Origin of the sequence: Halopseudomonas pelagia CL-AP6 (assembly GCF_000410875.1) — a bacterium.
In the GTDB taxonomy this organism is placed as follows: Bacteria; Pseudomonadota; Gammaproteobacteria; order Pseudomonadales; family Pseudomonadaceae; genus Halopseudomonas; species Halopseudomonas pelagia.
The window spans coordinates 133,699-148,445 of sequence record NZ_AROI01000003.1 but is presented as its reverse complement, the minus strand read 5'-3'; the positions used below and the strand labels follow the sequence as shown (position 1 = coordinate 148,445).

The 14,747-nt window shown below is 52.2% G+C and carries 12 protein-coding genes; all 12 read left to right on the top strand.

All coding sequences use genetic code 11. The annotated features are described in order from the left end of the window. Window positions 1–164 precede the first annotated feature (164 nt). The 12 genes from purL (at window position 165) to K787_RS0101940 (ending at window position 14,746) form a co-directional block, all read left to right on the top strand. A complete protein-coding gene (gene purL, locus K787_RS0101985; protein ID WP_022961108.1) occupies window positions 165–4,061 on the top strand; it encodes a phosphoribosylformylglycinamidine synthase in 3,897 nt (1,298 codons plus the stop codon). Window positions 4,062–4,631: 570 nt separating this feature from the next. Beyond that, entirely contained in the window at window positions 4,632–5,351 is a 720-nt protein-coding gene (locus K787_RS0101980; protein ID WP_022961107.1) for a hypothetical protein, read from the top strand. A 99-nt stretch (window positions 5,352–5,450) separates the two neighbouring features. After that, complete coding sequence (locus K787_RS24560; protein WP_084671898.1) at window positions 5,451–5,852, top strand: GFA family protein; 402 nt, start codon at window positions 5,451–5,453, stop codon at window positions 5,850–5,852. Between the two features lie 735 nt (window positions 5,853–6,587). Beyond that, complete coding sequence (locus tag K787_RS0101970) at window positions 6,588–7,010, top strand: hypothetical protein (RefSeq protein ID WP_022961105.1); 423 nt, start codon at window positions 6,588–6,590, stop codon at window positions 7,008–7,010. A 127-nt stretch (window positions 7,011–7,137) separates the two neighbouring features. After that, a complete protein-coding gene (locus tag K787_RS0101965) occupies window positions 7,138–7,512 on the top strand; it encodes a hypothetical protein (RefSeq protein ID WP_022961104.1) in 375 nt (124 codons plus the stop codon). A gap of 447 nt (window positions 7,513–7,959) precedes the next feature. Continuing rightward, window positions 7,960–8,613 (top strand): DUF5625 family protein, encoded by a 654-nt coding sequence (locus K787_RS25800; RefSeq protein WP_022961103.1) that lies wholly within the window; start codon window positions 7,960–7,962, stop codon window positions 8,611–8,613. Window positions 8,614–8,746: 133 nt separating this feature from the next. After that, window positions 8,747–9,118, top strand: coding sequence for a PM1101 family membrane protein (locus K787_RS0101955; protein ID WP_022961102.1), 372 nt, complete (start codon window positions 8,747–8,749; stop codon window positions 9,116–9,118). Between the two features lie 727 nt (window positions 9,119–9,845). Beyond that, a complete protein-coding gene (locus K787_RS0101950) occupies window positions 9,846–11,144 on the top strand; it encodes an AAA family ATPase (protein ID WP_161785931.1) in 1,299 nt (432 codons plus the stop codon). Between the two features lie 133 nt (window positions 11,145–11,277). Next, window positions 11,278–12,846, top strand: a complete 1,569-nt coding sequence (locus K787_RS0101945) for a transposase (protein ID WP_022961099.1) — start codon at window positions 11,278–11,280, stop codon at window positions 12,844–12,846. A gap of 243 nt (window positions 12,847–13,089) precedes the next feature. Then, complete coding sequence (locus tag K787_RS24555) at window positions 13,090–13,263, top strand: helix-hairpin-helix domain-containing protein (RefSeq protein ID WP_235801891.1); 174 nt, start codon at window positions 13,090–13,092, stop codon at window positions 13,261–13,263. 122 nt (window positions 13,264–13,385) lie between these two features. After that, window positions 13,386–13,787, top strand: a complete 402-nt coding sequence (locus tag K787_RS24550; RefSeq protein WP_235801890.1) for a GFA family protein — start codon at window positions 13,386–13,388, stop codon at window positions 13,785–13,787. 194 nt (window positions 13,788–13,981) lie between these two features. After that, entirely contained in the window at window positions 13,982–14,746 is a 765-nt protein-coding gene (locus K787_RS0101940; RefSeq protein WP_022961098.1) for an SDR family oxidoreductase, read from the top strand. Window position 14,747: the final 1 nt, after the last annotated feature.

Sequence of the window (14,747 nt, the reverse complement as noted above, 5' to 3'; positions counted from 1 at the left end):
GGCAGTATATTCAAAAGCAGCAGAGGGCAATAGCCGCATGCTGTTAAGGAATGTCTTTGCCAGGCTGGGGGGCAGCTCGGCATGGCTCATAGGCGCGGCATGAGGTATCCTATGGGTCTTCTTTTTCATTTCCCCAACTTCAGCTTCCCGAGGCCGTATACAGCATGCATACCCTGCGTGGCGCCCCAGCCCTTTCCGAATTTCGCCGTCAAAAACTGCTCGCCCGGTTGCAAGCTGCCGTGCCGGCTGTCACCGGCGTTTATGCCGAGTTCATGCACTTCGCCGAGTTGCACAGCGAGCTGGATGAACAGCAGAATGAAGTGCTGGCGCGTCTGCTCAAGTACGGCCCCTCGGTCGCCGTGGAAGAGCCACAGGGCAGCCTGTTTCTGATCGTGCCGCGCTTTGGCACCATCTCGCCCTGGTCAAGTAAAGCCACAGATATAGCGCATAATTGTGGCCTGCAGGCCGTCGCCCGGATCGAACGGGGCATTGCCTACCATGTGGCAGGTGACATCAGTACCGAGCAGCGGCCGCAACTGGCCGCCTTGCTGCACGACCGCATGACCGAGCTGGCGCTTGAGAGTCTGAATGCCGCCGCCGATCTGTTCCGCCATACCGAGCCGCAGCCATTCCAGCGCGTGGATATCCTCGAAGGTGGTCGCGAGGCCCTGGAGCGGGCCAACACCACCCTGGGCCTGGCCCTGGCCGATGACGAGATTGATTACCTGGTCAGCAGTTTCAAAGAGCTCAAGCGCAATCCCAGCGACGTCGAGCTGATGATGTTCGCCCAGGCCAACTCCGAGCATTGCCGGCACAAAATCTTCAATGCCACCTGGGATATCGACGGCCAGGCGCAAGAGAAGAGCCTGTTCGGCATGATCAAAAACACCTACCAGATGCGCAGTGAAGGCGTGCTGTCTGCGTACAAGGACAACGCCGCGGTTATCGAAGGCTTCGTCGCCGGGCGTTTCTTCCCGGTGCCGGGTACTGGTGAATACCGTACCCACGAAGAGCCTGTGCATATCCTGATGAAGGTGGAGACCCACAACCACCCGACCGCGATAGCACCGTTCCCGGGTGCTTCTACCGGCTCCGGCGGCGAGATCCGTGATGAAGGCGCCACTGGCCGCGGCGGCAAGCCCAAGGCCGGCCTGGCCGGCTTTACTGTGTCCAATCTGCGTATTCCCGGCTTTGTTCAGCCCTGGGAAGAAGACAACGGCAAGCCCTCGCGCATCGTTACGCCTTTGCAGATCATGATCGAAGGCCCGCTGGGCGGCGCTGCGTTTAACAACGAATTCGGCCGCCCGAACCTGACCGGTTATTTCCGCACATTCGAGCAGACCGTCAGCTCGCCGCGCGGCCCGGAGATTCGCGGTTATCACAAGCCGATCATGATTGCCGGCGGTATGGGCAACATCCGTGCAGGCCACGTAGAGAAAGCCGAAATTCCGGTCGGCGCCAAGCTGATCGTGCTCGGCGGCCCGGCGATGCTGATTGGCCTGGGCGGCGGCGCTGCCTCGTCGATGGCCACCGGCAGCAGTGCCGAAGACCTGGATTTTGCCTCTGTTCAGCGTGAAAACCCGGAAATGGAACGCCGTTGCCAGGAAGTCATCGACCGTTGCTGGCAGATGGGTGACAAGAACCCCATCCGCTTTATTCACGATGTTGGCGCGGGCGGTTTATCTAATGCCTTCCCCGAGCTGGTCAACGATGGTGGCCGCGGTGGCCGCTTTGAGCTGCGCAAGGCGCCCAACGATGAGCCGGGCATGAGCCCGCTGGAAATCTGGTCCAACGAATCCCAGGAACGTTATGTGATGGCGGTAGATAACGCCGACTACGAGCGTTTTCAGGCGATCTGCGAACGCGAGCGCTGCCCCTTCGCCGTCGTTGGCGAAGCCACCGAAGAACAGTTGCTGGTGCTCAACGATACCCATTTCGACAATCAGCCGGTGGATATGCCGTTGTCTGTGCTGCTCGGCAAGGCGCCGCGCATGCATCGCAGCGTCGAGCGTGAAGCCGAGCCTTCGGATGATTTCGATGCCAGCGGCCTGAATCTGGCCGACGCGGTACAGCGCGTACTGCGCCTGCCGTCCGTTGCCAGCAAGAACTTCCTGATCACCATTGGTGACCGCAGCATTACCGGTCTGGTCGCCCGCGATCAGATGGTCGGCCCCTGGCAGGTACCGGTGGCTGACTGCGCCGTCACCAACAGCAGTTTCGACGTGCACACTGGTGAAGCCATGGCCCTGGGTGAGCGCACGCCGCTGGCGCTACTCGATGCCCCGGCCTCTGGTCGCATGGCCGTTGCTGAGTCGGTGACCAACCTGGCCGCCGCACGGATTAACGCGATTTCCGATATTCGCCTGTCTGCCAACTGGATGGCCGCTGCCGGCCATCCCGGTGAAGATGCGCGGCTGTTCGACACCGTGCGTGCCGTGGGTATGGAGCTGTGCCCCGAGCTGGGCATCACCATTCCGGTCGGCAAGGACTCCATGTCGATGAAGACCCGCTGGTCGGACGCCGGTGAAGATAAGTCTGTCACCTCGCCGATGTCACTGATCGTCACCGGTTTTGCGCCAGTGCAAGACGTGCGCCGCACACTGACGCCACAGCTGCAATTGGATCAGGGCGATACTGACCTGATTCTGATCGACCTGGGTCGTGGCCAGAACCGTTTGGGCGGCTCGGCACTGGCGCAGGTGTACAACCAGATCGGCAAGACTGCCCCTGATCTGGACGACGCCGAAGACCTCAAGGCCTTTTTCGCCGTGATCCAGGGCCTGAATCAGGAAGAGCAACTGCTGGCTTACCACGACCGTTCCGACGGTGGCCTGTTGACCACATTGGCCGAGATGGCTTTCGCCGGGCGTTGCGGTCTGCAGATTCAGCTGGACGTACTTGCAGATGAAGCCAGCGAGCTGGCTGGCGCGCTGTTTAACGAAGAGCTCGGCGCAGTTATTCAGGTACGCCAGAGCGATACCGAAGCCGTCCTCAGCCAGCTGTCCGCAGCCGGGCTGGGTGACTGCAGTGCCGTGATCGGCCAGCCAAGCCAGATTCAGGATCTGCACTTTAGTTTTGCTGGGCACACCGTGGTCAGCGGCACTCGTGCTGCCTGGCAGCAAGCCTGGAGCGAAACCAGCTGGCAGATTCAGCGCCTGCGTGACAACGTCGAATGTGCCGACCAGGAATTCGAGGCCCTGGCCGATGACGCCAACCCCGGCCTGGAAGCGATGCTCAGCTTCGACATCAATGAAGATGTTGCCGCGTCGCTGATCAACACCGGCAAGCGCCCGCAAGTGGCGATTTTGCGTGAGCAGGGCGTTAACGGTCAGGTCGAGATGGCCGCCGCGTTCAACCGCGCCGGCTTTAACCCGATTGACGTACATATGAGCGATATTCTCAGCGGCCGGGTCGAACTGGAAGACTTCCGTGGGCTGGTTGCCTGTGGTGGTTTCTCCTACGGCGACGTACTGGGCGCAGGCGAGGGTTGGGCCAAATCCATCCTGTTCAATGCCGAAGCCCGCGAAGCCTTCAGTGCCTTCTTTGCCCGTCCGGATACGTTCACCCTGGGCGTGTGCAACGGCTGCCAGATGCTCTCCAATCTGCGCGAGCTGATTCCCGGCAGCGAGCACTGGCCGCACTTTGTGCGCAACAAGTCCGAACAGTTTGAAGCGCGGGTGGCGATGGTCGAAGTGCAGGCCTCGCCCTCGATCTTCCTCAACGGCATGGTCGGCTCACGTATGCCCATCGCCATCGCCCACGGCGAAGGTCATGCCGAGTTCGCTGACAGCGCATCGGTGGATGCCTGCGAGGCCAGCAACAGTGTGGTCATGCGCTATGTCGATAACCGTGGCCGCATGACCGAACGCTACCCCGCCAACCCCAACGGCTCACCGCGCGGTATCACCGGTCTGACCACCCGCGACGGACGCGTCACTATCATGATGCCGCACCCGGAACGGGTGTTCCGTGCCGCGCAAAACTCCTGGCACCCGCGTGACTGGAGTGAAGACGGCGCCTGGATGCGCATGTTCCGCAACGCCCGCGTCTGGGTCGGCTAAACCGCCCAGCTTCAACCCCAACATAACCCCGGCGCCCGCCGGGGTTATACGTTCTGGCCGCAGTTCATCTTTTTGCACAACGCCTTGGACAATCCACGCCGCAGTGGATTACTCTCGAATCCAGCAAAGGAATGCCTGCCACATCCCGCCTCCAGGCAAGGACAGCCTGCATTCCTTCCCCAATACTGTTAAAACGTTTCGCCGACTTGTCCGTGAAGAGGATAGGGCGGTAGCGTGCCTGGAAAAGCCTTTTATCTTCGACTGAGCCACAGACCTACTCGGTTTACGGGAAAAATGATCGCAGTGACCGATATCTGGGCGCTAGCCAGAAATGATGGATGTTTGGATTGAAAATCAGTTGGTTGGCTGAAACCTGAAAAATGGTGATATGAGGCTTGGTGATCGTTTTGTCTGCGAGGTGAAAATTGATAGCTAGGCGGAGAGGGCCGGATTTTAGGCGTTGTAGAGGATTGTGGGGCAAGGTTGAAAAAGACAAAATGATCGCCGACATATTGGTCGGTGTGATTCATATATAAATGTTATACGAATTAAAGAGGTCAGTGGTTAAACGTGAGTGATGAAAAAGAAGACAATCAAAAGCGGCCTGAAAAGGAAAGCACCCATCACCACTTGAGGCTGCATTATCTTGTTATCACCCTTGTCTATGTCGTCGGCGGCGCTATTGCGTATGAGATTCTATCTCGACCTGAAAGCCAAGCCACCTTGGTTACCCTGCTGTCATCGGGAGCAATTCTAGCGACGTTCGGTTCCGCAATAGGAGCCATCGGTTTGATTTGGCAGACAGACCTACACGAACGAGTCCGCCTAAATGTTGACATTCTTTATAGAGACATTCTGGAGCAAGAGAGTCCGTGGAGAAGGTGGCCGTTTCTCCCCCGATCCGCTAAGAGGCGTCTTTTAAATGGGGATTTGCACCAGCTCACGCTAAGCAATCCAGAAGTTCCGTTGGATGTTGGAACGCATGTTATTCGAATTCATCTTCCTACAGTAATGGAAGACTACTTCGACCTGCCATTGTTCGCTAATTTCTGGCCATTATTCCGGTTTCGAAGCTCTGCACACACCGTGTTCGGGAGAAAGAAAAAAGAAGAGAAAAATGAAGAAACAGGCCTCTCACCTTCAGGCGAGTACATGGCTTATGAATGTATGTTCGATATTTGGTCAGCGATTTTGAAATTTCGAATATCTAGATACATCATCCATATTGGATCAGGGTTTACGATCTTTGGTGCACTGCTAGCTGGATTTTATGCGGCCACATTCGTATAACCAGGCGCTGCTGGCGGACAATTTTTCCGCTGCGCTCCAAAATTGCCGCAGAGCGCGGCGTTATGTGCGCGCGCTCTACAGGCAATAGAGGGAAACTTGATGACTGATTATTCTGGTTCTTGCCTGTGTGGCAATGCGAAATTTGAAGTGCAAGGGAAGTTCGATGGCTTTTACCTATGTCATTGTCAGCATTGCCAAAAGGATACCGGGTCTTCTCATGCGGCAAATTTATTTTCGAGCTCAGCCAAGTTGACTTGGTTGGCGGGCTCAGATTCTGTGGCTACCTTCACGCTTCCAGGCACTCGCCACAAGAAAAGTTTTTGTAAGTTCTGCGGTTCCGCATTGCCAATCATTCACGAGGTGGGGCTGCTCGCCATTCCCGCCGGGTGTTTGGATACGGAAGTCTCTATGTCACCAACAGCTCACATCTTTACATCTAGCAAAGCTGTTTGGAATAAAGGTTTAGGTGATGTGCCAGAATTCGAGGGGCTGCCAGAGTGAACAGCTGTCACATAACAAGCCGTGGCAGTTCGCGCCTATCGGCGCCGGACCCGCTACGCTCGCCGCTGCACAGGGGCGTTAAAAGTATCGGAAAGGCATGCCAGTACTACTCCACTATCCAAGTCGGAAGACCAAACTGCTGCTACTTTGCATGCTCTTTATCGCGGCTGCGTTGCTTGCGACCGCATCGGGGCTTTGGGTAGCGCATCAAGTCGCAATTGATCGCTGCCTGGACGCCGGAGGGAGGTACGACTATGAAGCTGAAGAATGTGAGGCTGGGCTTGGAGAGTAGGTCCAAGCCGGCACGAACTTTTAACCAGTCGCTTTTAAATTGCCGCAAAGCTCTACGTTATGCGGAATTATGAACATTCGACTCAGAAGTTTTTTGAAGTCTTACGGTTTAGCTCCGGGAGCGATAGCGCCGCTGTTGGTTTTGATAGGACTGTGCCAGCACTTTCAGGTCGTGTGGCCCATGGTTGTTGTAGGGCCTTTGATAGTTTTAGGTCTGGGTTTAGCGTGGATTCACTATATTGCCGGAATGAAGTGCAAGGTATGCAGTGGTCACTATGGCGTTTCTTTTAGTTTTAGCAGCGTTTTATCGATCCCAGAAAAATGTACAAAGTGCGGCGCTCCCGCAGATATCGCATAACAAAGCACTGTTGCCGGACAATTTTCCCACCGCTTCGCGGCTCCAAATTTGCCGCAAAGTTTCGACGTTATCCATAAGAGTAAATCATGCGCATCATGAATATGGTAATAATAGGTTCATTTGCTTTATTTGCAACGGCGCTAGCTATTTACACTTCGCCAGTAGGTACCAGAACGCTCACGCAGTGGGCGCTAAACCTCGGCTTGTTTTCAAGCGCCGCGCTAACCTCATGGCTGTTCCTTATCATTATCTTTATCAATCCGGTAGACAAAGTCACAATACAAGTTGTCACCTTAATTAGCTACATTGCAACGATGATTAGCAGCGTTATCGCAGGTGCCAGCTTTAGTGTTGTTTACTTGCTTATCGAAAAGACAAACGTTAATTTTATAGCTGCACTGCAACAGGGAGGAATCGTCATTTTTGTGGGCTACGGGTTAGCAGTAACACCTTTCTTAATGACGGCCATTTTACTTAAATATCAATCTGCAAAAATTGAAAAAGCATAACAAGCGGCAGCACGGTGACCGCTTCTCCGCCGCTCCGCAGCTACAAATCGGCACGTGTGCAGGGCGTTATGCATGTTAGAGGTCTAGCTTTGTGAGTGCGGACTTTATTCTAGGCCGGTTTGGCTCCATGCCTGTCGTCTTAAAGGTTGGATGTTTGGCGTCTGGGGCTTTAGGGCTGTTGCAGATTGTTGCGTTGATTTATCCGGTTGTTTCGCCCGGCATAGATGGTGTCGCTCTCACACCTCCATGCTTGGCTGCGGTGATGGGATTAATCCATTTGGCAGTGGCATGGGCTATTTTCAGCCGGGTGGCTTGGGTCATCCCAGTCATTATTTTTCTGCCTTTTATCCAGTATGGGGTTCTGTATCTGGAGAATGGAATTCCGCCGCAAAACAGTCTTTACATGAATCTACTATTTGCAGGTCTATGGGCGCTCTTTTTTTGCGCTTACCTATTTGGATTCAAAGCCTACCGGTATTTCCGAGTTTCTCAAAATGCATAACCAGCGGCAGCACAGTGACCGCTTCTCCGCCGCTCCGCGGCTACAAACCGGCACGTGTGCCGGGCGTTAAATGTCACAAGGCTGCCCATGAAGGACCCAGTAGATGTCGCAGAAACAGCAATTGCGTTTCTTGAGTCGTTAGAAGGTGCAGAGAGAAAGTAGGGTGCCGAGGCTGCAAGAATTTTGCGGAACGCCACATGTAAGCTCAAGGTAGACCGTCGCGCGGCTTTGAGTGAGTTGCAGTATGGCTTGAGCTACAAAGGTTTACTCGAATGGCATTGGAGCGATAACACTTTAGAAGCACTGAAGTCTCTGTGTACGGAGTTTTACAACTGCTGGGAGGCCAAACGAAGTGACATCTAACCATACGCTCAAGTACGTTCCGGCCCTTCGGGCCTCCACCGGACGCCCTTGTCAGGGCGCCGCTTAGCTTTTCGTTAGGGCTTTATGAAAAGTTTCTTCACCGAGCAATGGAAGGCGCTCGCGCTGCTTTCCTTCCCAGCACTTTGGATTGGTGTTTTTCCAATATGGAGTAACTGGATTCTAAAGCCTCCACTGAATGAACCCATCTCATTGGCTACAGCTGGCAGCATCAAAGAGGTAATTGAAGTTAGGTCTCTCGAGCCCCTGGAACTTACATTCATTTTCGACCGTGAAGGACAATCATTCGAAGAATTGAAGCGTCTTATCGGAGACGGTGGCGTCTGCGTTCCTCCTACCCCATGCACAAAGGGTGTCAATGTTCCACTAGCTTGGGCAATTAGGGAGTTTGACACCTTGCAAGTAGTAGCCTCAGGCAACTCCGACACTTTTGATGCAAATGGCTGGTCTAGTAACGAAATCCACCGTCACATTACACGCTTGGATTTGCCTCCTGGCAAGTACGAGTTTAGTGCAGCGGTGCTTCGCCCGGTGACTGAGTTGTCTCATGTCGCAACCCGTTTGCGCTTATCAATTCGATCTAAGTCTGACCAAACATGGCAAATGGGCGCAGTTTGGTGGGGCTCTATCGGAAAAGTTCTTCTAGCATGGCCCATTGGGATATATGCCCTTTTTATGCTCTTCAGGGCGTCACTAGCGCGGCGACAAAAGACCCATTGAAAACAAGTCGGAGCTCGGGTCAGAATCCCTAACCAGGCGCTCTTGCCGGACAATTTCTCCACCGCTTCGCGGCTACAAAATTGCCGCAAAGCTTTACGTTAGCATTTCTAAATCTAAGTCAGGAGTACAAAATATGAGTAACTCAGTTGAAGTAAGAACAAAAGAAGAGCTTGAGGCTGCGGTTAAAAACAAAGTTGAGAAGATAATCGTAAAAGGGGATCTGGCTGAGAAAATTCATAAAGCCGAGGCGATTAAGAAAGTTTCTAAACCTGCCTTGGTTGTCCTTGGAGCTGCTTTGGCTGCAACGCCCTTCACTGGTGGGGTAAGTGGTGCTGTTGGAGTCGTTGGCCTAACTGCAACAACTGGTATGGGTATCGCCGCGATAACTGCCGTTGCTTTTTTAGGTTTGGCATTAATTCTAAGCATTACTAATGGTTATGATAGGAAATTCACGGTTAAAGCAGAAGGGTACGGTGAGGCCTCAATGGAAATGAATAAAAAGTGAGGGCTTAAGATGCCAAGGTTTCATCCAGGGCCTCCATATTTTTTCTTATGCAAAGCATGTGGTCGCAGGTTTCATAGAAAAATAAAGATTGGTCTTTTTTGTCCTGAATGCAAATCACTGCGTGTTGTCACTGATAGGGCAGTTTGCAAGTGATGCTAACAATCGCAGTCACAGCGACGTCTCTCCATTGCGGCTGCGCCTCCATTCCAAAGCCGCGCGTGCTGCGGGCGTTATGGCTGAGCCAAGTACAGGTTCCGAATGAAATATGTAGTCGGCGGCGCAACTTTGGCGATTCTCTTGCTAATCGCCCTTCTTGTTCAAGGGTGGGGAGAATGCTCATTCAGTGAAGAGTATGCTACTGAGAGAGTTGTTCGGACTTTATCTAAGGATCAAGATGCAAAGTACTTAAGTAGCCCGAGCTTCGAGAAAGAAGATTGCTCATACAGCTACTTATACAAGAGTCCAAACTCTAAAATATCGTATGTATTCACAGGCTGGGGTAAGGTTAATAGGTGGGACTATGAGCGTGATGAGTAGTTCGAGCCATAACAAGTGCCTGCTACGGACTGTGCCGATCTGTCACCTTTTTTGCGGCGCTGCGCTGGCAAAAAAGCCGCCAGTTCATCCCAGCCGCAGAGGCGGGCGTTAGTGTATAAGGCAGTAATCGAACGCTATGAAAATCTTACAACTAAAATTGATAAACCATCCCATCCTAGGGAATTTACTGTTGGATTTTAACAATTATTCAACGAACAAACCTTACGAAACAATTGTGTTTGCTGGTGAGAATGGTACTGGAAAGTCAACATTATTAGAGGTTCTGAGTGATTTCTTAAATGCTGGTTCTTTCGAGTATTTCGAGTTCATCAATTATGTTACTGATGAAGGTAAAGTTTTCAAGGCTGTTCATCCCTCTGATGGAACTACTCATAAAACCTTTTTTGATTTGATTGATGAAAGCCAAGCAATAATAAAAATTCGTGAGGATAGGAACAATAATAGAGTAAAAATGGACTCAAATATTAACGATTTGAGATATTACGGGTGCGTTTACTCCAAGGCAAGAGCTGATTACAAAACAAAAAAAATTACTACTACCACTACCAGCTCGCTAGACAAAGAGAAATATGATGTTGATGGTAGTGATGATTTCACTTCTTTAAAGCAGCTAGTGGTTGACGTGGTTAATCAAGACAATAATTTGTATGCTGAAATAAATAAAACTTTAGGTGGCTCGCCGAGACCATGGGATGAATTTTACCCGGAGTCCAACTTATACAGATTCAAAAATGCTTTTGACAACTTCTTTGATAGGTTAGCATACGAAAAAGTAACTGACATTAATGATGAGAAAACTATTACATTTTCGAAAAACGGATCTTCTATACCTGTAGATAAGCTAAGTACAGGGGAAAAACAAATAGTATTCCGTGGTATATATTTGTTGCGCAATAGTAATATATTGAATGGCTCCGCCATTCTTGTTGATGAGCCTGAGCTTAGCATGCATCCTAAATGGCAGCAGAGAATACTTGGTTACTACAAAGATTTATTCACTAAAGATAATGAACTTAAAGCTCAAATGTTCTTCGCCACTCATTCAGACCACGTTCTGAAAGAGGCGCTTGCAAATAACGATGAAAATTTAATTGTCGTTCTCGAAGAAGAAAACGGAGTTGTTCGAGCGAAAAAAATAGACTCTCCGACAGTCCTCCCATCAGTTACAAGCGCTGAAACAAACTATCTTGCATTTGATATTATTTCGAATGACTATCATATCGAGTTATATGGCTGGCTTCAGGACAAAGAATCGAAAAATAGTGTTAAGTCCTGTGATGACTATATTAAAGCTCACTCACTATACGACTCGTCAAGGCACTACAAAAGCTCAATGTTCGGACGTACAACATACGAGACACTACCAACATATATTAGAAATGCAATACACCATCCAAACTCTGGAAACGTATTTACCGAAGCAGAGATGAGGTCTTCCATTGAGTTACTGATAGAGCTATGTAGGTAAACGTACACTAACAAGCGCATGTTGTCGGACAGGTTCTCCGCTGCGCTCCAAACCAGCCGCAAATGCGGGCGTTGAGGCTGTAGAAAAACCCCTGATTTGCTAGGATTTGGGCAGACCCAACAAGGAGTGTTGCATGCCACGCTTCAAGCCCTACGACTACAGCCAGCACAGCATGGTGGTGATCAACTACCAGGAGCAGCTCCAGCCAGGTACGTTCGAGTACGCCGTTCATTATCTGATTGAACACAAGCTGGATCTGTCGGTATTTCATCCGCGCTATCGTAATGAAGACACAGGCCGCCTGGCCTACGATCCAGCCATCCTGCTGAAGATCATTCTGTTCGCCTACTCCAAGGGCATTACCTCCAGCCGCCAGATCCAGTGGTGCTGCGAAACCAACATTCTGTTCAAGGCACTGTCCTGCGATACGGTCCCGCACGTCACCACGCTGGCGAGCTTTGTCAGCGAGAATGCAGAAGCCATAGAAGCCGTGTTTGAGCAGGTGCTGCTGGTCTGTCACCAGCAGGGTTTGTTGGGTAACGAGCTGTTTGCCATCGACGGTTGCAAGACCTCATCCAATGCCGCCAAGGAGTGGTCAGGCACCTTCAAGGAACTGAAGGCCAAGCGCGACAAGCTACGCAAGCTGATACACCACCACCTGAACGAGCATCGCCAGCATGATGTTGCCGAGACCGAAGCCGAGATGGAACGGGCTATCCGCCACGGCAAGATGATCCTCTCGCTGGATCAGGCCATGGAAAAGGTCGATCGCTTTTTAAAGACCCAGAGTCCAAGGATGGGCCAGGGTAAACGCCGCAAGGAAGTGAAGAGCAACATCACCGATAACGAAAGCGCCAAGATGACCACCAGCAAGGGCACGCTCCAGGGTTATAACGGCGTGGTCACAGTGGACAGGAAACACCAGGTCATCATCGATGCCCAAGCCTTTGGCGAAGGCCAGGAGCACCACACCCTACAACCGGTACTGGAAACGGTCGAAGCCCGCTATAAGAAGCTGGGCATCGCCGAAAGCATCTACCAGCAAGGCACCGTCGTTACTGCTGACACGGGTTTTGCCAACGAAGCGAATATGCAGTACCTGCACGACCGGAAGATCAACGGCTACATCCCGGATAACCGCTTCCGCAGTCGCGACCCGCGCTTTGCTGAGCAGAAAGACAAGTACGGCAAGCTCCACCAGAAGCCTGCAGGCCAGACCCGCAAAACAACGTTTCCAGCCAGTGCTTTTGAGTTTGACCCAATAAAGATGAGCTGCATTTGCCCCGCTGGGCACCAGCTCAGCTACCGAGGCGTACGGGCAAATGACAACGGCATCCCAGTCGGTTACTTCGAAGGGCGACTGCTGCAATGCCGCAACTGCCCCAAGCGCGAAGCCTGCATGCATAACCCGCAGGCAGCAGAGCACCGCAGGGGCGCCGGACGACAAGTATCATTCCAGCTTGAAGCCAAGCGGCCACCCAGTTACACCGACTGGATGAAGCACCGCGTGGACAGCCCCGAAGGCAAAGCGATTTATAGCCACAGGATGTCGGTGGTGGAGCCTGTGTTTGGCAATATCGGCACCAACAAACGTCTGAATCGGTTCAGCTTGCGTGGCCGCAGAAAGGTCCAGGGCCAATGGCAGTTGTATTGCCTGGTGCATAACCTAGAGAAGCTGGCGAATTATGGGCAATGTGGCTGATGCACGGCGGTGCTTAGCCTGTCGGCGCGCTATTACAGCGATAATGGCATCTACCGATTGGTAATTGAGCAAACACTGCCCTGATGATTCGAGGCCAGACATGAACAGGAAAATGGCTGATGGTTTAGCCCGAAATGGGTTTTTCTACAGCCTCGTTATGTGGTTTCAAGGAGGTTGTGTGGCATTTGCGGCCTCGGAAAGAGAAGCTCTTTTATCTGTAAAGGGAGTGGGGGGCCTACCGTCGTGAAAAGGTTTGAGGGAATCGGAATAGATACGCTTTCTGATTTGGCTAATTATCAAGCGGATGACATAGCTGAAATGGTTGCCTCGATGCTGCGATCAACTTGCTGGGAAAATAGCCCGCAAGCTAAGGCGGCCATTGAAGCCGCAATTTCTCGGGCAAAAGAAGGGCTGTAATGGGTCTTTTCGGTGTAACACCCCATAACAAGGCCATCAAACTCGGTCCCTGAATCGGTCGCCGGACGCTCGTTCCTCGCGCCGTTTATTGTGAGCGTTAAATGTACAGAAGGAGATCCCCCATGGGGCTGAAGGGAAGCTGTTTGTGTGGCGAGATAAGTTACGAAATTGACTCAGTGGATATGCCGATTGTGCATTGTCATTGTCAGACTTGTCGTAAAGCTCATGCGGCACCGTTTGCCTCCACTGCAGGAGTAAAGCGCGAGAATTTTCGTTGGCTCAGCGGCGTGAGTTCTATTTCTACGTTCGAATCCTCCCCGGGAAAATTGCGCCATTTTTGCAAACGCTGTGGTTCTCATTTGGTAGCCGAGAGGCCTGCGCAGCCACACGTAATTGTTCGGGTAGCCACTCTGGACGATGATCCCGGTTTAAAACCAGAGGCTCATATTTGGGTGTCGCACGATGTGCCATGGCTTGAGTACGACAGGGTATGTAAGCATAGAGAATGGCGAGACGACATTTAACAAATCAATCAAGTTCGTTCCCGGCCTGGCGGCCGTTCACCGGACGCCCCTGTCGGGTCGCCGCTTATTTTTAGCGTTATAGCGCAATTGAAGTACAGCAAGATTCGGGTCGGCGGTAGTCGTTTGTCCTCCTAATATAGCCCCTGTTCGGGCATGTGCCCTTTTATAGTGAGCAGAGCTAGGAGGAATGATTGATGACTATACTTGCAAACAAAGTTGCTATCGTTACTGGCGCCAGCACCGGTATTGGCTACGCAACTGCGAAGCTTTTTGCGAAAGAAGGTGCTGCCGTCGTGGTGGCTGCAAGGCGACAAAAGGAGCTTGATGACCTTGCGGAATCAATCAACGCGGAAGGCGGGCAGGCACTGGCACTAGCGGGCGACGTTGGTGATGAGGCTTTTGCCAAAGCTTTGGTAGATAAGGCGGTAAGTCACTTTGGCGGATTGGACATCGCTTTCAACAATGCGGCTATCCTAGGTGCTATGGGCCCTGTCCCGGAGATGTCGCAAACGGACTGGAATCAGGTTATTGCGACCAACTTAACCAGCGCATTTTTGGGCGCAAAGTACCAACTGCCCGCCATGGCTGCCCGAAAAGGAGGTTCGTTAATTTTCACCTCTACCTTCGTTGGTTACACCGCAGGTATGCCCGGTATGGCTGCCTACGCAGCCAGTAAGGCGGGTCTTATTGGGTTGACTCAAGTGCTGGCGTCAGAACATGGGCCTCAGAATATCCGGGTCAATGCCCTTCTGCCCGGTGGTACTGATACACCAGCGGGACGTGAATTTGCCAATACGCCAGAAGCATTGGCGTTTGTGCATAACCTGCATGCTCTCAAGCGTATGGCGACACCAGATGAAATTGCTCAATCCGCATTGTACTTAGCATCCGATGCCTCCAGTTTCACAACTGGTTCTGCGATGTTGGTAGATGGCGGTGTATCCATAAATCGTGTCTGAG

Excerpts from the sequence above, each read along its gene's own strand:
- K787_RS0101970 (WP_022961105.1), top strand. The coding sequence starts at position 6,588 with ATGCGCATCATGAATATGGTAATAATAGGTTCATTTGCTTTATTTGCA.
- K787_RS0101940 (WP_022961098.1), top strand. The coding sequence starts at position 13,982 with ATGACTATACTTGCAAACAAAGTTGCTATCGTTACTGGCGCCAGCACC.
- K787_RS0101965 (WP_022961104.1), top strand. The coding sequence starts at position 7,138 with ATGCCTGTCGTCTTAAAGGTTGGATGTTTGGCGTCTGGGGCTTTAGGG.
- K787_RS25800 (WP_022961103.1), top strand. The coding sequence starts at position 7,960 with ATGAAAAGTTTCTTCACCGAGCAATGGAAGGCGCTCGCGCTGCTTTCC.
- K787_RS0101945 (WP_022961099.1), top strand. The coding sequence starts at position 11,278 with ATGCCACGCTTCAAGCCCTACGACTACAGCCAGCACAGCATGGTGGTG.
- K787_RS24550 (WP_235801890.1), top strand. The coding sequence starts at position 13,386 with ATGGGGCTGAAGGGAAGCTGTTTGTGTGGCGAGATAAGTTACGAAATT.
- K787_RS24560 (WP_084671898.1), top strand. The coding sequence starts at position 5,451 with ATGACTGATTATTCTGGTTCTTGCCTGTGTGGCAATGCGAAATTTGAA.
- purL (WP_022961108.1), top strand. The coding sequence starts at position 165 with ATGCATACCCTGCGTGGCGCCCCAGCCCTTTCCGAATTTCGCCGTCAA.
- K787_RS0101955 (WP_022961102.1), top strand. The coding sequence starts at position 8,747 with ATGAGTAACTCAGTTGAAGTAAGAACAAAAGAAGAGCTTGAGGCTGCG.